The sequence below is a fragment of the Vibrio ouci genome, assembly GCF_004551525.1.
In the GTDB taxonomy this organism is placed as follows: Bacteria; Pseudomonadota; Gammaproteobacteria; order Enterobacterales; family Vibrionaceae; genus Vibrio; species Vibrio ouci.
The window spans coordinates 1-19,611 of record NZ_SATR01000051.1; the positions used below are offsets into that span (position 1 = coordinate 1).

The 19,611-nt window shown below is 46.2% G+C and carries 13 protein-coding genes; 11 read left to right on the top strand and 2 right to left on the bottom strand.

Features of this window, described 5'->3' with window-relative positions:
• Positions 1 to 329: 329 nt before the first annotated feature.
• The 5 genes from ELS82_RS21000 (at position 330) to ELS82_RS21020 (ending at position 4,905) form a co-directional block, all read left to right on the top strand.
• The gene (locus ELS82_RS21000) at positions 330 to 644 is read left to right on the top strand and encodes a hypothetical protein (RefSeq protein WP_134837206.1); all 315 of its coding nucleotides are present in this window, start codon (positions 330 to 332) and stop codon (positions 642 to 644) included.
• A 3-nt stretch (positions 645 to 647) separates the two neighbouring features.
• Positions 648 to 2,090: an SNIPE associated domain-containing protein gene (locus tag ELS82_RS21005; RefSeq protein WP_134837207.1), complete on the top strand. Its 1,443-nt coding sequence runs from the start codon at positions 648 to 650 to the stop codon at positions 2,088 to 2,090.
• 168 nt (positions 2,091 to 2,258) lie between these two features.
• Positions 2,259 to 2,660: a nuclear transport factor 2 family protein gene (locus ELS82_RS21010; protein WP_134837208.1), complete on the top strand. Its 402-nt coding sequence runs from the start codon at positions 2,259 to 2,261 to the stop codon at positions 2,658 to 2,660.
• 144 nt (positions 2,661 to 2,804) lie between these two features.
• Complete coding sequence (locus tag ELS82_RS21015; RefSeq protein ID WP_134837209.1) at positions 2,805 to 3,401, top strand: hypothetical protein; 597 nt, start codon at positions 2,805 to 2,807, stop codon at positions 3,399 to 3,401.
• 214 nt (positions 3,402 to 3,615) lie between these two features.
• On the top strand, positions 3,616 to 4,905 hold the full coding sequence (locus ELS82_RS21020) for a hypothetical protein (protein ID WP_134837210.1): 1,290 nt from the start codon (positions 3,616 to 3,618) through the stop codon (positions 4,903 to 4,905).
• A gap of 237 nt (positions 4,906 to 5,142) precedes the next feature.
• On the opposite strand, the gene ltrA is transcribed toward ELS82_RS21020, so the two are convergent.
• The gene (gene ltrA, locus ELS82_RS21030) at positions 5,143 to 6,615 is read right to left on the bottom strand and encodes a group II intron reverse transcriptase/maturase (protein ID WP_134837211.1); all 1,473 of its coding nucleotides are present in this window, start codon (positions 6,613 to 6,615) and stop codon (positions 5,143 to 5,145) included.
• A gap of 750 nt (positions 6,616 to 7,365) precedes the next feature.
• Complete coding sequence (locus ELS82_RS21035) at positions 7,366 to 9,393, bottom strand: tetratricopeptide repeat protein (RefSeq protein WP_134837212.1); 2,028 nt, start codon at positions 9,391 to 9,393, stop codon at positions 7,366 to 7,368.
• A gap of 1,068 nt (positions 9,394 to 10,461) precedes the next feature.
• Here ELS82_RS21035 and ELS82_RS21040 point away from each other — a divergent pair.
• The 6 genes from ELS82_RS21040 (at position 10,462) to ELS82_RS27375 (ending at position 18,990) form a co-directional block, all read left to right on the top strand.
• Positions 10,462 to 11,037 (top strand): TetR family transcriptional regulator, encoded by a 576-nt coding sequence (locus ELS82_RS21040; protein WP_208733236.1) that lies wholly within the window; start codon positions 10,462 to 10,464, stop codon positions 11,035 to 11,037.
• Positions 11,038 to 11,447: 410 nt separating this feature from the next.
• Complete coding sequence (locus ELS82_RS21045) at positions 11,448 to 12,077, top strand: isochorismatase family protein (RefSeq protein WP_134837214.1); 630 nt, start codon at positions 11,448 to 11,450, stop codon at positions 12,075 to 12,077.
• Entirely contained in the window at positions 12,074 to 14,032 is a 1,959-nt protein-coding gene (locus tag ELS82_RS21050; protein ID WP_134837215.1) for an anthranilate synthase family protein, read from the top strand. The genes ELS82_RS21045 and ELS82_RS21050 overlap by 4 nt, the downstream gene beginning before the upstream one ends.
• A 27-nt stretch (positions 14,033 to 14,059) precedes the next feature.
• Complete coding sequence (locus ELS82_RS21055; protein ID WP_134837216.1) at positions 14,060 to 15,529, top strand: MFS transporter; 1,470 nt, start codon at positions 14,060 to 14,062, stop codon at positions 15,527 to 15,529.
• A gap of 73 nt (positions 15,530 to 15,602) precedes the next feature.
• Positions 15,603 to 18,269: an AMP-binding protein gene (locus ELS82_RS21060; RefSeq protein WP_167489430.1), complete on the top strand. Its 2,667-nt coding sequence runs from the start codon at positions 15,603 to 15,605 to the stop codon at positions 18,267 to 18,269.
• On the top strand, positions 18,223 to 18,990 hold the full coding sequence (locus ELS82_RS27375) for an SDR family oxidoreductase (protein ID WP_134837218.1): 768 nt from the start codon (positions 18,223 to 18,225) through the stop codon (positions 18,988 to 18,990). The genes ELS82_RS21060 and ELS82_RS27375 overlap by 47 nt, the downstream gene beginning before the upstream one ends.
• Positions 18,991 to 19,611 lie beyond the last annotated feature (621 nt).

Consider the following 19,611-nt stretch of genomic DNA (forward strand, 5'->3'; position numbering starts at 1 on the left):
GCTCCCGACAAGATAGTTTCTTGTCTTCATTACATTGTCAGAGCCGCTACTTAATTCAGGCTCTTAGGCTCATCTGGTGATACAGATGGTCCATTCTTAACGCGATGGACAGCGCTGCATACGACCTCATGTCGCACGCCCCAAAATCGTTTAGAGCCAATACTCTGTGCTATAGAGGCTCCATGTGTTTTACCCTACTAAAAGTAATTCCTTTATTCCCCATAAATCCTAAAAATATGCTATCTGTTTGACATGAGCATCAGTTGCGCATATTTGATTGTGCTAGCATCCAAAAAATTCAGCATTAGACCACTTTAAAGGAGAAACCATTGGCTAGACGAGGTAGTGGTTTACGAACGGCTATAAAGGTTGTTAAAGCAATAGATAGAGCTAACAAACAAGCTGCTCGTGAATCCCAGCGTAGGCAAAAAGCTCGTGAGCGAGCGCATGCTCAGGCACTAAGAGAGCACGAAAGAGAAGTGCGAGAAGCTCAGCGCGAATTACAGAGACAATCGAGACTAAATAAGTCAGCAGCAAAACAAGCTTTTAAAGATGCTGTAGCTAACGCCGCAGAAGAATATCAGGAGCGATGTGAAGAGCGAGCTGCTCTTAGGAAGCAATTCATACAAGAGGTTCTAAAGTAATCAATGGATAATAATTTACTGATGTTGGCAGGCTTATCATTAGTAGCTGTCGTATTAACTTATATTCTAACAAAACGCTCAGCAGATAAGAAAATCGAGCAATATAAGTCACTAGATGAAGCGCTAACAAAAACAAAAGAGGAATATGACTCAGCGTGTATAAGCCGAGATACAATAATTTCTGCCAATGAAACCGCAAAGCGCGAGCTAAATAAACTCAATGAGGAAACTGCCGAACTTCAAGCTTTGAAAGGGCAAGATGATGCACTAAAACAGAGCATTCAAGAACAGCAAGTGATCTTAGAAACGACTAAATCAACATTAGATGAACTCAACTCAAACATTGAAAAAGTTGAGCTTGACCTAGAAGAGTTAATGGGTGATCTCGACTTATATTCAAGGCTTGATGAATACACTGCTCATGGTCATTTTGAAATGCCGCAGTACCTTTACGAAACATCTACTCGATTCGCGGAAGAGATCAAGGACGTTAGGCAGCAACAAAAAGACATGATCAAAGATAAAACAGCGATCACTTTCCCAGAGTCTACGGTTATATCAAACGACAAAACCTTCAATAATAAAATTCTAAATGGCCAAGTTAAGCTCATGCTTACTGCTTTTAATATTGAATGTGACCTTCTTATCGGCAAGGTATCGCCGAGTTCGTTTGGGCGTACTCTCGAACGTATAGAAAAACTTGCCAATACACTAGAGAAGTCAGCAGCGACCTTAGAGTGCGGATTTGATATAGATTATATCAAACTTAAGTTCGAGGAGTGTAAGCTTCAATACCAATACACACTTAAAAAGCAAGAAGAAGTCGTTGAACAGAAGCTTATTAAAGAGCAGATCCGTGAAGAACAGCGAGCTATTAAAGAGTTTGAGAAAGCGATTGCTGATGCCGAAAAAGAAGAAAAAATGTACCGCAATCTTCTTGAGAAAGCGCAGAGAGAACTGGCTAAGGCTACTGAGCAGGATCGTTCTGAAATGGAGCAACGTATAGCAATCCTTGAACAGCAACTCGCTGAAGCAGAAGCCAAAGAAGAACGAGCTAAGAGTATGGCGGAACAAACCCGTAAGGGACATGTTTACGTCATCAGTAATATTGGTTCGTTTGGTGAGGATGTTTACAAGATCGGGCTTACTCGCCGCCTAGAGCCAATGGACAGGGTTAAAGAACTAGGCGATGCAAGTGTACCATTCCCATTTGACGTACATGCCATGATTTACACCGATGATGCTCCAGCTCTTGAAGCAGCACTACACCGCGAATTCAATTCTAAACGTGTAAACGCTGTTAATCTTCGCAAAGAGTTCTTTAACGTCGACCTAACATCTATCCAAGAAGCCGTAGAAAAGATAGCTGGAATAGAAGCCGAATTTAAAATGACTGCTTTGGCTGAGGATTACTATGAAAGCTTGAGATTAAGTGAAGCAGCATAATGTAAAAATGTACTGAGCTAGCTGCTGTAGCTAGCTCAATTCTGCCCCATTCTGATTTATCCCTAGATTTTTGACTAGCTACATATGGCGGTTATTGACCTACTTATTCTAATAGCTAATTATGTGTTTGATAGCTGCTGTTACAGTCTTGTATATTTTGGAGGTCAAATGGATGTTCTCATAGAGCAAGAGATTGAATTACACCAATATGAAACTCGCCAAAATAAAACGGATATTGAACGTTTAATCCATCCTAGTTTTTCTGAAATAGGTAAGTCTGGGAATTCTTATGACTTTGCTTCTATCATCAAAATGATGGCAACAGAAAAGTCTTCAAACACCCGAGTTCATTCACAGAAATATGAATGTATCCAACTTGAGCCGTCGGTTCAGCTACTAAAGTACGAGTCAGCTTTGGTAAATGAGTGTGGAGAAATCAGTAACTATGCTAAACGTTGTTCCATTTGGGCTTTCACCGGTATTTGCTGGCAATTGAAGTACCATCAAGGTACGCCTTGCTCTCCCTTCGAACTAGAGCCGATACAAACCTTGTCCGCTAGTACCAACTAACATGAGTTTGCCCCTTTTCTTGTTATATCAAGCTAACACCACACTTCATCCCCGTGTTAATTGACTTGTTTTTTCTTATGCCAGTAGAGTAGCCAGATAGTCATCGAATTAGCTAAAACTACCTATTTACATGCAGGGTCGCATATGTTTCATTCAAATGCTAATAACCTACAAACACTGAACTCCGAGGTTTTGAGCTTCCTGCGGCAGTTTCAAAGTAATCCTTTTCGATATTTGTTTGAATCAGACATACAAGGCGAGCTTTTTACTCGACTTCGTCATGCTATTCCAGACGTCTTAAGGATCGCTGGAGGCGGTAACCCTCTGAATGAATATGATATTTCTATCGTTAATTCTGAGTACCTAAGTCGGCTAGATATTGCTCTCCTTGATGTTGAAAAGGCTCCGTTTCATCCTGTGCGTAATCACAAAGGCTTTGATGTCCATCTATACGACTGCCCTGTATTTGTTGGAATAGAAATTAAGTTCCGAAAATTGGGGGATAACATGGGACTACAATCGTGTTTGAGAGATACGGCAAAGTTGCGGAATCTTAGTATTCCGACTCCTGTTATTCTGGGGTTCATTCAAGCAGAATCTGACGTTAGATCATTCTTTAAAAATGCGCCTGAGAATGTTCATTTTAGGGAAGTTAATATCGATGCTGCTTTAGGGGTAATTAACATTATTAGCCCCAAGAGACGGTGGATTGTTACTGAGAACACAATTGATTGCGGCTGAAGATAGCGGCTGAAACGTAAGACGATTGTGCCCCAAAATGAGTTGCGTCTCTGAATCGAAGCCTACACTAGAGGTTTGTTTTACTTAGTTTATCTAACCAGTCAATTTTTCAGTAAAAAGCGTCAATAAAGCCGGTTGCTATTCAGTCAACACAGAAGTACATAGAATCATGCTATTGTAGAATACCTAAGCTGAATTAGATGGTTATATGTGTATGGCTAAGACTAAATGGAAAAACTCTGACACTGCAAAGGAACTGATAGGAAGGCTATCGCACCTTCAGGTTAAAGATGGAGAATCATTTAACTGGTGTCATGGAAACCAAGCGTACAAATCGAAGTTCGAAGGCCCCGATTTTGAGACGTATATGTTATTGCTAGAGGAACAAGTTTGCTTTAATGACCATATCCCCGAAAGCCTTCGAACCAAATTCATGAGCCAAGCAGTATTTCACGCTGCTGATAATAAAAAGCTTAATATTGGTTATATCTCCGAACAGATTCGAAAGTTACAACAGGAATATATTTCTCAACCAGAGCAGAGCTATACACTCATAACTAAGATCTCTCTGAGTGGTATTAAGTCAAAAGTGAATGTTCAGACACCACATTCTAAGATTGTTATTTCGAAATACTTTCCTAAGACGTTCAAAAGTCACTACGACTTTAGCTTCATAGAGAATAACTGCGCGAAGATAAATTGTTCAGCTTATTCTTGGACGACGGTAACGGTCAAAGCTAGATGTGAGAACTCAGCCGCTTCGAAAGCATTATCAGAGCTAAGCTTTTACCTAGGTGTTATCAATCTTTTCTACAATTATGGCCAAGATAGAAGATCGTTCGGTACGAGATACGAACCAGTAAACAAGTTACGTCGCTTCAAATATCATATGCTGCATTTAACTACTGGTGAACGGGCATCTAAATTGTATTGGTATGAGTCAGACTTTGTTGACTACGGCAGATCCATTCACTATGCGACAGATGTATTTCAAGTGAAAAACAAGATGTTCCGCTCATTTCTCAAAGACATACAGGCCGTAAATAGATATCCCTTTTATAGAACTGTGTTCAACCGATATGTCGATGCTCTTGAATCTAGTGATATGAACAAGTCTTTTAGGAGCCTTTGGGCTTTACTGGAAACTTTAACATTTACAGGAAAGGACAACTATAGTGTCACCATTCATAGAACTGTTGCACTCTTTAAAGATAAATTCTTAGCTAAACAGAAGCTGGAACTTTTACGAGAGCGTCGAAACATGGCAATTCATAGTGATACCCAGTTTAATGACGCTGAGAGTATGACATATATGCTTATGGGCATAGTAAACGGATATCTAATGTGCATGTTAGATGTTATGAAACTTGCCACTTGTGATAAGCAAATTAAAGATATATTAGATTTACCTTATGATGTCCATAAACTGAATGAAGCCGAGCAGTTAACAAAAGGCAAGCTTGAAAATATCACCATCTTTAAGAAACTGGCTGGTCATAGCTAGATAGTTGACACGTTACAAGTAAGGATAAAGTTAACATACTAATATGAAGATGTTTTTTGGTATGCTTTCATCTCTAAGTCGGACATATCCAGAATTGTTACAGTTGGCACTTTCAAGCTCGAAAGTGTCGAGTAGACGACACCTGTTACCAAGTGTCGTCCCTCTAAGAACCCAGCGTGCAACTTTCACCGCACTAGGCTCAAGCCTTCACGAAGGCACCGATTGGCACCCAGCAACTCATAAAGCAGCGAGAGCAGGCTCATGCCAAGAGTTACGGCATTGCTTCTTTGATTTTCTCTTAGCCAAGTATTCTTGGTATTGAGGATCAAAAGGCGTAGCGGCACTCCTGATTTTTACATGTCTCTCTATTGGCACCTTAGCTATTTGAAACAGATTGAACTGACAATCCATATCCATGATCTTCTGCCAACCGTGAAATTGCCATTGACCTTGACGGTTGATGAAGTATTTAAGCGCGATCCAAGTTCTGGATTTGGTTGGATGACGCCTTCTAGCCCAGTGCCATAACGTATGGAATAGCTTGTGACCTACATATCCGAATACCTGTTTCGCAACGCAGTGTCGATAGTAATTCGACCAGCCCCTGAGTTTCGGATTTATCAACTTGATTAAATCGTTGACGGGGATGGTTGCGTGCTTTTTGATGAGTTCGCGCAAATTACTTAGGAACAGTAGCGTGTTGGATTTACTCGGCTTAATGAGTAACTTCCCTTTGTACTTCCTGTGATTAAAACCTAGGAAATCAAAACCACGGCTGATATGGGTAATGTGCGTTTTCTCTTCGGAGAGTGTTAAGCCTCTATCTGCTAAGAAATCAGCAATCAACGGTTTGATATCGTTCTCCAGCACTTCCTTTGAAGCACAGGTGACGACGAAATCGTCGGCGTATCCAATAAAGTTGGCTCTAGCACCCTTTTTGAGTGCAGTAGACTTTATGCGTTGCTCAAGTCCTGCAAGAGTCATTAGCATCAAGGTCGGGGATATGACCCCTCCTTGTGGTGTTCCCTCGTAAGTACGGTAGAACAGCCCTTTATCCATAAAACCAGACTTTAACCATTGTTCCAACATGCGTTTATCTACGGCAATGTTATTCATAAGCCATTGATGCCCGATCTTGTCGAAACAGGCTTTGATGTCTCCCTCAAGAACCCATTGTGCGGATTTCTTTAGCGCCAGACACTTGAAGCACTGTGCGACTGCATCGGCAGTGCTGCGGTTTGGTCTAAATCCATAGCTGTTAGGGTCGGCAAGTGTTTCTGATACTGGCTCCAGAGCAAGAAGATGAAGCGCTTGCTGCGCTCTATCGACCATGCAGGGGATACCCAGTGGTCTGAGCTTGCCGTTTTTCTTGGGGATGTAGATACGCTTGAGCGGTTTGGCTTGATAAGCTTTTCTGCTCAATTGATTGACTGCTTTCATGCGGCGCGTATCTGTATTCCAGATAACGCCGTCAATTCCAGGCGTTTTACTGCCTTTATTTTGTGATACCCGCTTAACAGCAAGAAGTTTTGCTGAGCGCGAGTGAGTCAGTATCCACTGCAACGCTTTCGCTTTGCCGTGTTTACCATCTCTCGTTGCCTTTGCAATACGCATCTGAAGCTTTAAAACCCGCGCTTCTACAGCTTTCCAGTTTATGGATTGCCATTGAGCACTGTCAGGAGAGGCACTAATCTCTTTTGAAATCATCATTTGCGTTTCTCCTTGAATAAAGTTCTTCAAATTCTCTTGCAACGAAAGACCAGTCGGAAGTCAGCTCACTTTCGTGATCAGATATGAATCTGTATCTGCATCGTTACAATGCAGCCTTCGCTTTTTCCAACATCCTCTACCTGCATCACTATCGGTCGCAGAGACTTTCCCAGAGGGAGTGATACAGGCTTACCGTGTTCCGTATGTTACGCAATGTCAGGGTAGATGCCCGCTATGGTGCGGAGAGTTCAACGATCACGAAAGAGCATGGGGCAATCTCTTTCCGACTCTCATGCCTTTTGGCAACAGCGTATAAACCACTTCCGCTGCTTCATCACATGACGCACCTTGAACGGATTCACTTATGTTCATCATACTGATTCCCTAGCACTCACCCGATTTATGTGGTTATCAGGAGGACCGTCCTCTCACGATTTAGATCCCGATTGGAAAATACCAACCTTCGTTACATTGTCAGACTCGCTACTTTATTCAGAGTCCTAGGTTCATCTGGTGATACAGATGGTTCACTCTTTGAGCGGTGAACAGCGCTTCATACGACCTCACGTCGCACGCCCCATTCCAAGCTAGCGCGCTTATCCGTCTCAAGCTCTGTATGGGGCTTTGACCTACTTTTTCTTATCAGTGCAGTGTCAGCGTACCAAGTAGTACAAGCCTACATAGCCGCTTAAGGCTTTCTCAATCGGCTTGATACAAGTATAAATCGAGCCTGTGATTTATAATCATGCTTCACGATTCTGGATTAAATACTGTCAAAAAATATTTGTAATCATTACTATACTTTTTATTACTTGGGTCTAATCCAACTGCTCTGGAGAAAAAGAAATTAGCGTCTTTAAATTTTCCAACCCTTACGAGAAGACAGGCATAGCTATATATATTACTCGAATGCGTCGGATTTATTAGAATAGATTCAAGATACATACTTTCAGCTTCATCATACCTTTTCAGTTCTGCCAGTAGATAGGCATAGTTACCTAAATTATTGACATGCTTGGGGTTTATCTTTAACGCTTGAATCAGTAATTCTTCAGCCTTAAGAAACTCACCTTGATTAACTAAGTGATTAGCATAGTTACCTAAATAGTTAGGGTTATTCCTACTTAAATGCATTGATTTCTTTAAGTAATCAACCCCTCTCTCTGCATGCCCATTATTAAAAAGAAACGCAGAATATGCATTAATTAATTCATGATACTTTGGGTTTTTATCTATTGCTTCAAGATAAAGCATATCCTGCTCGTTTACGTTATCAACCCCATTAATGAAAAGTATAATTTCTTCTGAGCTTCTATATTCAAAATCAAAATTTCGTTCTGATTCGGCACGCGAACTAATGAAACCTGAGTCAATTTCTAAAAACAACTCTCGTATCAAATTAAAACTCTTAAAGCTTTCTGATAAATCAGTGTCTGATATGCATTTTTCCTTTCCATGTATCAATTTATTTCTTAGCTTGTCATTTCGTACTTTGCTTACATATTTATTTAATTTTCTTTTCTTGCTTCCTTTAATGTCGCATATATTGGATAATTCTTTTATCTGCGCGAATACACTAGGAGCCATAGCCGGTCTTTTTTCATCGCTACCTAGTTCTTCAGAATACTTTGAATATAATTTACATGAGTTACATGCTGATTCTCCAGATAAAAATCTTTCCGTGGTTTTTAAAAGGTCAAATTTTGATGAAAATCTCAATAGATAAAACTCAATCATTGCCTCTAATGAAGCATTGAGTAGATAAAATGATGGGGTGTTATTTGATCTACCTTTTTCAATTAGTGCATCAGCAAGTATTTCCTCGTAAAGGTTTGTAGAAAAAGCATTATCATTCAATATTAACGATTGCTTCTCAAGTTCGACTTTATTATGAGATAAGATATCTGCCGCTGAACTACATCCAAACCCCCATATAATACTGTGAGCAAATTTAGTACCTTCACCATTATACTGTACAATTGGAAGTGCGTTTATATCTGACTGATTAATTAGTCTTATATTTATTTTATCGTGTATTAATATTGACTTCCTAATTATATCATTGGTCGCAGAGATAAATAAATCTAAGTTGCTATCATTTTTTTCAAGGCTAGATGCTCCTTCCCAAAAGGCATTGGTTGATGTAAATCCTTTCACTGTAAATTTAATAATACTAAAGTACCTGTCTCCAAAATCAGAAGTGACAGTATCTTTTTTATTTGTATTTATCTGTACCTTTTTTATATTATATTGATTGTCATTGAGTGAAATAATAGAATCTTTAAATGGCAAGGAAAATGGAAGCTCCAGTTCCACGGTATAATAAGGGAAAATTCCATCATCAATATCATCGGCAATTTTAATAACTTCAACAGCATAGTTATGAATCTCATCATCTATCTGTTTTTTAGTTACCAAAGCATCCATTAAAGATCTAGCATTAGTTAGTTCACTCTTATCTATTTTACCTTGTATGTATAGATGTATGGCTGAGGCAACATTAAAGGCTGCAAACTGATAGAAGAACTTACTATTTGGATATGGTTCAAAGTTAGAGTTCAAATTATAAATAGATAAATAGAACTTAAATAAAGTAAAATAATCTTGATATAGATACTCTTTGTTTGCTGCACTCAATGCTCTCGTAATCGCCCTAATTTCTTTTTCCGTTATCAGTGACTTTTTACCTATAGAAGTAAGTAGTTCTATTCCAAGCTTAACCGTTTCACTAAACTTTCTTTTATCATAAAGACAAAAAATATCATCAATTTCATTCATTTGAGATTGTTCCTAGCTAACTATGACGGCTACTTAAGTTGTCTAAGATGATTCACCATCTATGTAGTAAGCACATTGTATGATTAGATATCGTGAGTCAATCGAGGGCTTTATAAAGTTTTGAATATAAGATCTAGCGCATATTGAACTTAGTATTACAGGCCGATCAATTCTGTGTTGTTTGTAGTGGATAAGTAAAATTGGCCGTTACTTTGTAGTTAATTAGCATGTTTGGCATAGAATAAGTTATCTGAAAGTTTGGTTCCTGCTGTTCATCGAAACTCACTTTTGTCCAGAAGCTTCATAGTTGGCACTTCGTAACTCATGTGATCACCTATAGCATTGTGATCAACAAGTGAAGTTGTCGTTAATTCTGTATAGTCGTATTGGATTACTCTCGCCTCCTAATTTATTGTTTATTTATCTTTTAGGCTGGGCGACTTTTCGAATAAAAGTGGCCCTGACTTGCTCTTGGTATGGAAAAATTTTATCGTAGTGTGGTTGTTTTACACCCCAACCCCTTTTCAATAGGGGCTCAAATCCCTGACGGTGTAAGACTTTAGGCAAAGATAAAGCTTTGATATTGAATTCAAAAAATGGCCCTGCATTTTCAATTCTTCACCACACACCTCTCGCCAATTCCGAAGGCCTTGCCAGATGCCCAGGTTAAGGCCCTGTCCATGAACTCATTGTACAAGTAATGATTGGATGCGCTTCTTCAAAACGGTCACGCTAGGAGTCATTGCAGTCTGCGATGGCATCAGCATAGTTTCGTTTGATTAAAGAGCCTCTCGTGTGAGGCTTTTCATGTCAATGTTACTCGTTTGTCCTTACCGGCAGACAGTGATCATGAATCGAGTCGTGTTATTTTTCGTTCTGTTTTTAATTGTTATTAAATGCACTGAGCAACATCCGCTGATGCGAAGAGGCGAGCTCTGATGATACACTGGCGTTTTCTCTCTCATGCAAAGAGAGGTGGTGGACAGTTCAACAAGCCCAGAGGATTGGAATGATTGCATTTGCCAGTGAGCCCTACCAGTTATGACCGGGCGCAGAGAGCAACATAAAATGCGGGTACGCCATGCCCTGTTGGATGCTGCCTACACGCTGTTTGTCTCGCAAGGCTTTGATGACACTCGGATCGAAGACATTGCTGAGCGCGTCAATGTGTCCAGTCGCACCTTCTTTCGATATTTTGCCTGCAAAGAAGATCTTATCCTCGATTACTACGACATCGAGCAAAAAGAAATCCTGCTCGCGTTGGCGTCACGGCCAGTGAGCGAACCCATCCATACGGCGATCCGCCTGGCGGCAGTCGAGGTGACACGAGGGTGTGAAGAGGGCAGTTATGGGATCGACCCGAAGCGCTTTATCACGCTGCGTGATCTGATCCACCAGCATCCCGGCGTCTGTGCCCGAATACGGTCTCGTTCAGAGGCGCATCATCAGGCGCTATGCGATGTCATTGCCGCTAGGATGAAGGTCTCGGCGATGGATGACATTCGTCCCCGTGTCTTTGCCGCCAGCATTGTGTGGGCGTATGGCACCGCGTACGATGTCTGGACATCGGGCTCGTTTCCTAACCGGCCCTATTACGACGTCCTCAATGATGTCTTTGTGGTGTTGGAAAACAAACCCAGTTAAAAGAACCACATCTCGATGATTGCCTTCACAGGCAAGGCCGCCACGCGCCTGCGTTTAGCCACCAAGCTCGCTCTAGCAAGCGAAAACCAGGCCTTTCCGCCGTGCACCACACTCTCTTTCATGACATGACTTTCTCATCTCGATAAGCGCGGTTTCTCGGTGGCCTTCCCGCCGAGACATTAACTCTCCGTTGGTCAATCGATCTAGAATAACGCTTTTATTCTTCGTTTAAGTCTTTAATAAATATAAATAAAAATTAAATATCCTGCTATGTGATGAACGGGACAAATTGGCATTTTAAGGTGTTGAATTCCCTTGGAACTCGTCCGTGAGCTCGGTAGTTTTTGCACTGTTCACAAAGTGTCACTGACTGACACTTTTCATTGCCAAGACAGAAAAGGAACGTCACGATGGGTATTCCCTCCATTGCATCTTACGCATTTCCCGACGCCAATGAACGACCAGTCAACCAGGTTGGCTGGTCACTCGATTCCCGTCGAGCGATGCTGTTAGTACACGATATGCAAAACTATTTTGTCGCCCCGTTTTCCGCCGATGTGCGCAAACGGTTGACGGAGAACATTAATCACCTTATCCAGTATGCGCGTCAACACGCCATTCCCATCTGTTTCAGTGCGCAGCCAGGCTCGATGACTCCGACGCAAAGGGGGCTGCTCCACGATTTTTGGGGAGAGGGAATGCGCAGCGATCCTGTCGACACCACGATTGTGTCGCCCCTCTCAGTGACCGAACAAGACTGGCACGTCGTCAAGTGGCGCTACAGTGCATTTCAGAGAACCAATCTAGCGGAGATGATGGCGCAAACCCAGCGGGATCAATTGATCCTTTGCGGCGTTTACGCCCATGTCGGCGTATTGATGACGGCGGTCGAGGCCTTTTCCCACGACATCCAACCTTTCATGGTGGCCGATGCTATGGCCGATTTTAACCGTGAGCATCATCTCGCGGCGCTCGATTATGGCGCTCGAAATTGCGCGGTGGTCACCATGACACAAGAGGTCATCGGGGGAGCTCAATGATGCGAATAGAGAGGTTTGAAACGCTCTTAAATACACACGCTCAGCCCTTTGCCATGATCCAGCGCTCGACGGGAGGCCCCTCGGCTCAATCGGCTCTGGGCACAGCCAATGCCATCGATGTGATGACTGGGCCAATCTCAACGTTAACTCAGCTTGCTGATATGGATAAAGTAAAGATGCGCTCTGATGGCGGGCCCTGCCAGCAATTGGTGGTGGTGCCTTATCGACAGATCAGGGAAAAAGGGTTCGAGTATATTGATGACCATACGCCCTTGTTATCAATGACGATCACTGACCACCAGACCATGCCCGCGCATGAGTTGGTGGCGGCTTTGCCCAATGACGTTATCACGATCAACGATCCGCGTTTTGATCTGGAGGATGAGGCCTATCAGCGCCTTGTGGCGACCATCCTTGACGATGAGATAGCGATGGGCGCTGGGGCCAATTTTGTCTTAAAGCGTGAGTTCCAGTGCCAGATTGAAGGATTCAACCGCCGAAAGGCCTTGTCGCTGTTTCGACACCTTGTGGAGAACGAATCGGGTGCGTATTGGACCTACCTTATTTTTACCGGGGAGCAATATCTGATCGGGGCCACCCCAGAGCAACATATCACGTTAAACGACGGTTACGCTGCGATGAACCCGATCAGTGGCACCTATCGTTATCCGCCGAGTGGACCGCAGCGATCGGGGTTGGAGCGATTTCTAACCGATCAAAAGGAAATCGATGAACTGTTTATGGTCGTTGATGAAGAGCTCAAGATGATGTCGAGCGTCTGCGGTGAGGGCGCCGCCGTGAGCGGGCCTTATATTAAGGCGATGTCGAAACTCGCTCATACCGAATATATGATCAGGGGACGAAGCGTCCTCACACCGTCAGCGATCCTTAGGCAGACACTGTTTGCGCCGACCATTACGGGGAGCCCACTGGAAAATGCCTGCCGAGTGATCAAAAAGTACGAGCCACAGGGACGAGGCTATTACAGTGGTCTCATCGCGCTGATTGGCAAAGATGGCGCCAATCGCGATACCTTAGATTCCGCCATCGTGATCCGTAGCGCGGAGATCCGTCTTAATGGAGATCTCAGACTGGGGGTGGGCAGCACACTCGTTCGTCATTCCGTGCCACAGCAAGAAGCGGCGGAAAGCCGCGCGAAAGCGCAGGGCTTTTTATCGGCGATCCATGCGTCCCTCCCAACAAAGGCGCGCCGCAGCGGTACGGACACGACGCTGTTTACCCAGCCTGACATGCTGAAAACATTGCGGTCGAGAAATCAGAGTCTTTCGCAATTTTGGCTGGCGCAGCCACAGCCTCATGAATGCGTCCAACCGACCTCAGGCGGATACCGCGTCTTGGTCCTCGATGCCGAAGATACCTTTACGGCGATGATCGCTCATCAGCTTAGGGCGTTACGATGCCACGTTACGGTCAAAGCGTGCACCGAAGAGTTTGACACGGATGACCATGACTTGGTCGTGCTTGGCCCAGGGCCGGGCGCGCCGGACGTGTTGGCCGACGCCCGGGTACAGGCCATCAATCGTACGCTCAATCGTCTTCTCGCCAGCAAGAAACCGTTTATTGCCGTTTGCCTGAGCCATCAGGTGCTATGCATGAATCTGGGTTTTGAGATCAGGCGACGCACGCACCCTAATCAGGGACTACAGCTGCCGATTGATTGGTTTGGTCAAACGGAAAAGGTCGGTTTCTACAACGCGTTCTCCGCGTACGTTCCACAAGATCATCGAGAGCGCTTTTTTTGCCGGGACATTCGCATCAGTCACGATCATCAATCTCGTGAAATTCATGCACTTCGTGGCGCGCATTTCGCGTCCTTTCAATTTCATCCGGAGTCCATTCTCACTCAGCGTGGCCTGGAGATCTGGCAAGACACTTTGCAGTGGCTTGTCGACTGTGACGACGGTTTGTCGGTTACCCACCATGCCGTTGCTTAACTTACCTACAATCGGAGATGATTCTCAATGGATAACATAGAACAAAACTACGACCGCGCGGGTCGGCAAGCCTGGCTTGGGCTGCTGATGGTGCTCGGTCCTGTGGGCCTCGTGGCAATGGATGGGTCGGTGCTGTACCTCGCCATGCCAAAAATCACGGCAGCCTTGATGCCCACGGCAGATCAGGCGTTATGGATCCTCGATATTTATGGTTTTATTGTCGGTTCGCTGTTGGTGGCCTTCGGTAACATTGGCGATCGATTTGGTCGACTGAAACTGATGATGGGCGGCGCGCTGGTGTTCGGCATCGGCTCCGTCGGGGCCTCGTACGCCACGTCCCCGGAACTATTAATTGGCTTTAGGGCATTGATGGGGCTAGGGGGCGCAACGTTACTCCCGTCAGGGCTAGCGATTGTCAGTGAACTCTTCCCTAACCCGAAACAGCGCGCTCAGGCGATTGGGATCTTTGCGGCAACCTTTGCTGGCGGGTTCGCGGTAGGCCCGCTGATTGGTGGGATGTTACTGTCGAAGTTCGCATGGGGCGTGGTCTTTTTGATCAACATCCCGGTCATCATTGCCTTTATGCTGTTTGCGCCAGTGGTGCTCAAAGAGGTGAGAAACTCTGGGGGCGGACGTATTGACCTGCTTAGCCTTCTGCTCTCGTTTATTGGCCTGCTGTTTTTCACCTACTCAATCAAAACGGCCGCCGCGGAGGGGGTCTCTTTCGAGCAACTGTGGCCGGGAGCGGTGGGTCTGCTGGCGTTGATTTGGTTTATTGTTCGCCAAAAAGGGCTCAGCGATCCTCTGCTCGATTTGTCCTTGTTCAACGATCGTGTGTTTACCGTCGCCATACTGACCGGCTTACTCTCACTGGTTGTGTGGTCGGCGACGGGCTATCTGTCTGGCATCTACCTCCAGTCCGTCCTCGGACTGTCGGTGTTCAACGCGGCGCTGGTCACCATTCCGGGAGCGTTGGTGCTAACGGTGACGTGTGTGACCACCAATAAAATTGTTGAGCGTACCGGGCGAAAATACGGCTTGGTATTGACCCACTTTCTGATCAGCATTGGCTCGTTCATCCTGCTGTTTACCACCACTGACCATGGCGTGGCGTTGTTTATTGCCGCCACTATCATTGCCGGGGTAGGGTATGGCCTGTCGTTCAGCCTGGTGGCCGACATTGCGGTGTCTGCGGCTCCTTCTGAGCGAGCCGGCGCGGCGGCGGCGATTGCAGAAACCAGTAATGAGATCGGTAACGCCCTCGGGATCACGGTGCTGGGTTCGCTGGCCGCGATGTCGTTTCGCCTAACGGGGCCTGGGATCTCGGGCACTTTGAATGAAACTCTTATGGTTCCAGCGATCGGGGCCGACACCATTGCCCTTGCCCAGACGGCTTATCTGGATGGCATGCACTTGGCCCTCGGAGTCGCCGGGACCATGACCTTGTTGGTTGGCCTTCTCGCCATGGCCTGGGTGCCCAAAACGCTGACTGAATAATCCTCTTTATTTAACGACACTGGCCTGAATGACGCGTGACGTCTTTAGGCCATCATGCTTGGAGAACTTCCGAATGCAACTGGAACAACGAGTGCGTTTAGTGATGCAAGAGCACGCCGATAGGCCTGCCATCGCTGAGCGCCGACCTTTATCTATTTCCGGGGACCCGGCGCGTGTGCCCGAGTATACCGAGACCACCTACCAACAACTGTGGGCTGAGGCAGAGGCGATTGCCGCGGCGCTGTATTTTGAACGCGATTGCTCCATTGCCTGTCAAGATAGAATTGCCTTTCTGTCTTTCACCAGTGGCGCTTATGCAAGGCTCGATCTGGCCTGTATCCGACTAGGGGCGGTCTCGGTGCACTTGCAAACCAGTGCGGTCACCGAGCAACTTGCCGACATCCTTGCAGAGACCCAATGCTGCGCGCTTGCGGTGAGCCATGAGTACCTCGACACGGCGTTGGATCTCTTATCCCATGATAACAACCTTACCACGCTTATTTTGCTGGATCATAATGGCCTCGACCCCACGCATCAGCAGCACTTAACGCAGGTGGAGATCGCCCTTGAGATCGCGTTCCCGGCCATCACATTGGTGCGGCTTGATACGCTAATCCAATATGGCCGTCCTCAACGCTCTTCGCTGCCTGAGACGGAGCAGGACGAAGAGGCATTGTCGATGCTGATCTACACCTCCGGCAGTACCGGTACCCCGAAAGGCGCAATGTATACCAACAAATTGGCGGCCAACATGTGGGGCGGCCATTGGTCGGAACTGTTTTCCGATCAAGCCACCTCGACCTTTCATTACATGCCGATGAGTCATGTTGCGGGGCATTCATCTTTGAAAAATACCTTCAGCCGCGGTGGTCTTTGTTACTTTGCCTCGCAAAGCAATCTGGCCAGTTTTTTTGACGACATTCGGTTAGCCAGACCGACGGAGCTGTCATTGGTGCCACGTGTGTGTGAGATGATCCATCAGAAATATTTGTCCGAACTGCGCGTCAAGCAACGCACCGAAGAGGGGACCGTATCGCAATACAAGCAGCGGCTTCGGCACGAATTCCAGACGCAAGTGTTCGGTGGGCAGGTTCATTGGATAGGGTGCGGCTCTGCACCTCTGTCGGAACAGATGATTGCGTTTATCGAGTGGTTGTTCGAATTGGAGCTCAATATCATTTACGGCTCCACCGAAGCGGGTGCGGTGGCCGTGTCGGAACGACTACTGATGCCGCCAGTCAGCGATTACAAACTCGTCGATGCACCTGAGCTTGGGTATTCTAAGCGTGACACGCCGTATCCACGGGGGGAACTGCTGTTGAAAACGGCCTCGGTGATCCCCGGGTATTTTAATCATCCTGTGCTCAGTCAGGCGCTGTTCTCGGAAGATGGCTATTACAAAACGGGCGATATTTTTGAAGATCTGGGTCAGGGGAAGGTTCGATACGTCGACAGGCGCAGCAACGTCTTGAAGTTATCTCAGGGCGAGTTTGTCACGACCGCAAAACTGGAGGCCATTTACGTCGCGAGTCCGTTGGTTCGGCAAATTTATGTCTACGGCGACAGTCAGCGCTCCAGCCTGCTGGCCGTCGTCGTCCCGACGGCGTCGCTAATGGATAAATACGCGCATCAAATGCGGACCTTGGAAAGGTTGATCATGGAGTCGCTGCGGGGGATTGCGAAAGAGAATGCGCTGCAACGCTATGAGATCCCAAGAGGAGTGCTCATCGAACCACAACCCTTCACCAACGCAAATGGGCTGCTGTCGGATCATGGCAAGGCGTTGTTACCAAGGCTCAGGGCAAAATATCAGCCGCAACTTGAGGCGCTGTATGACGCGATGAGTCATCGGGAATGGGCTCTCCTAAATGCATTGCCTCAGCATCGCTCCGACTTGTCGACGGAAGAGGCGATCCTGACCATCATCTCCGGTCTGCTGGGGAGTGACAGCAACACCATTGAGAGCGGAGATACCTTCCGTGATCTGGGCGGAGACTCTTTGTCTGCCGTGACGCTGGCCACCCTGCTTGAGGAGGTGTTTGAAGTTCGCGTACCGATCGATGTCCTCATCAGTCCAGCCAACGACATTCAATCGCTCGTGGCCTATGTTGAAACGGCACGCCGACAGGGAGGCCGAGTGAGCTTTGAAGAGGTTCATGGTCATGGCGTGACTGAGGTGTATGCCTCGCAACTGACATTGGCCAACTTCATCGATCCGGAGATCTTGCATCAAGTCCCCAAAATGTCGCATCTGACGGAGGGTAAGATCGTGTTGCTGACGGGGGCCAGCGGTTATCTGGGGCGGTTTGTCTTAGTCGAGTTGCTCGAACGTGCGGCGCAGGTGGGCGGCAAAGTGATCGCCGTCGTTCGGGCGAAAAATCACCGCGAGGCTCTCAAGCGTGTGCGACAGTCCTATGCTGAGCCGGATGCCGATTTCGCACACCATTTGGAGGCTCTGTTCAACTCGCACCTTGAGGTGGTAAGTGGCGATTTATCTCAACCTCAGTTTGGTCTGGATACGGAACATTGGCAGGAGCTCGCGAGCAACGTGGATACCATTGTTCACGCCGGCGCATTGGTGAATCATGTATTGCCTTACCGTGACTGTTTTGAGGCCAATGTCTTCGGCACCGCCGAGGTGATCCGTCTTGCTCTTGAACGTAAGATGAAGCCCTTGTCCTTTTTGTCGAGCATTGCCGTCGCCGATCGGGGGGGGGGGGGGCGACTTACCGCTGGATGAAGCAGAAGACATTCGCCGTGCCGACCCTATCCGCTCAATCAATGACGATTACGCCAGTGGTTATGCAACCAGCAAGTGGGCGGGGGAAGTCCTGCTTCGAGAAGCCAATGAACACTATGGTTTACCGGTCACGGTGTTTCGTTCCAGCATGATCCTCGCGCACAGCCAGCAGCCCAACCAGCTCAACGTCACCGATATGTTTACGCGTCTGCTGATCAGTGTGATTGAGACCGGAATGGCGCCGGCGAGTTTTTATCAACAGAGCAACGAGCCCCCACATTATGATGGTCTGCCTGTCGACTTTACCGCGCGCTCAATCACCACCTTGGGGCTCGGCAATCGTACTGGGTTTGAGACATACCATGTTGTCAATCCGCACAAGGATGGTATCTCTCTCGACAGCTTTGTCGACTGGCTAGATGAGGTCGGTGTGCCTGTTCAACGTATTCATCCTTACGAGAACTGGTTTCGCGCCTTTTCTGAGGCGCACCAGAGGCTGGATGAAACCACGCGCGCGCAGTCATTGTTCCCGCTTCTGCACAGTTATCAGTCGCCTCTCCCAGCGGTCGCTGGCTCACCTATCTCTTCGGCGCGCTTTGTCACCGCACTGAACGCGTATCCGCTGCCGGGATTTGGTGATACTCCTCCATCGATAGGCCGAGACTTGATTGAGAAATACCTGAAGGATTTGCTTCGAATGGAAAAAGTTCGCGTTGTGTAAGTTCCAACCCGAGAAAGGGCCCGTCATGCCGTTGGTGTGACGGCGCCTCTCATTATCAATGCGGTCCGTTGTGAGCGCCAAGTGATAAATACAAACTCTTGTAGGGACTCGCTCAATAAAAAAGACGTCCACAATGAGACCTAGGTGAATGGCCAAAACTCCGCCCCGCGCTAAAAACTGAACGCTTAACTACTGTTGTTAAGCCTTTGAAGTGAATGTAGATAGATTGTTTAAATAGCTGACCCAAAGTCGGCTTTATTGTATCTACAATATTTCAAACACAAATCTATTCACTAAATTCGGGTATCAAAGCACTCGTTCTGGTAGTTAGTCGTTCATTCCCTCAGTATGTTGTGAAGCTGCCATCACATTTGAACATTTAACACAAAATAAAGGATGTTTCCTAAGTGCTATATATTCATTTTTTGAGGATGAATACTCTGCCAATCGTTTTTGTGTGAGCGTAAGCCTTGAGAAGTGGACCCCAATGGTTGGACACATAAGCTAACTTCTTAAGTGGTTGATCCAGCTCATGCAGCGTATCTCTGCCGACCAAAGTAGGCTTCATCAGGGGTGAGGTCATTGAGTCCCTGATGGTTACGCTCCTCATTATAAAACACG

Excerpts from the sequence above, each read along its gene's own strand:
- ELS82_RS21005 (WP_134837207.1), top strand. The coding sequence starts at position 648 with ATGGATAATAATTTACTGATGTTGGCAGGCTTATCATTAGTAGCTGTC.
- ELS82_RS21035 (WP_134837212.1), bottom strand. The coding sequence starts at position 9,393 with ATGAATGAAATTGATGATATTTTTTGTCTTTATGATAAAAGAAAGTTT.
- ltrA (WP_134837211.1), bottom strand. The coding sequence starts at position 6,615 with ATGATGATTTCAAAAGAGATTAGTGCCTCTCCTGACAGTGCTCAATGG.
- ELS82_RS21015 (WP_134837209.1), top strand. The coding sequence starts at position 2,805 with ATGTTTCATTCAAATGCTAATAACCTACAAACACTGAACTCCGAGGTT.
- ELS82_RS21045 (WP_134837214.1), top strand. The coding sequence starts at position 11,448 with ATGGGTATTCCCTCCATTGCATCTTACGCATTTCCCGACGCCAATGAA.
- ELS82_RS21040 (WP_208733236.1), top strand. The coding sequence starts at position 10,462 with ATGCGGGTACGCCATGCCCTGTTGGATGCTGCCTACACGCTGTTTGTC.
- ELS82_RS21060 (WP_167489430.1), top strand. The coding sequence starts at position 15,603 with ATGCAACTGGAACAACGAGTGCGTTTAGTGATGCAAGAGCACGCCGAT.
- ELS82_RS21020 (WP_134837210.1), top strand. The coding sequence starts at position 3,616 with ATGGCTAAGACTAAATGGAAAAACTCTGACACTGCAAAGGAACTGATA.
- ELS82_RS21055 (WP_134837216.1), top strand. The coding sequence starts at position 14,060 with ATGGATAACATAGAACAAAACTACGACCGCGCGGGTCGGCAAGCCTGG.
- ELS82_RS21010 (WP_134837208.1), top strand. The coding sequence starts at position 2,259 with ATGGATGTTCTCATAGAGCAAGAGATTGAATTACACCAATATGAAACT.
- ELS82_RS21050 (WP_134837215.1), top strand. The coding sequence starts at position 12,074 with ATGATGCGAATAGAGAGGTTTGAAACGCTCTTAAATACACACGCTCAG.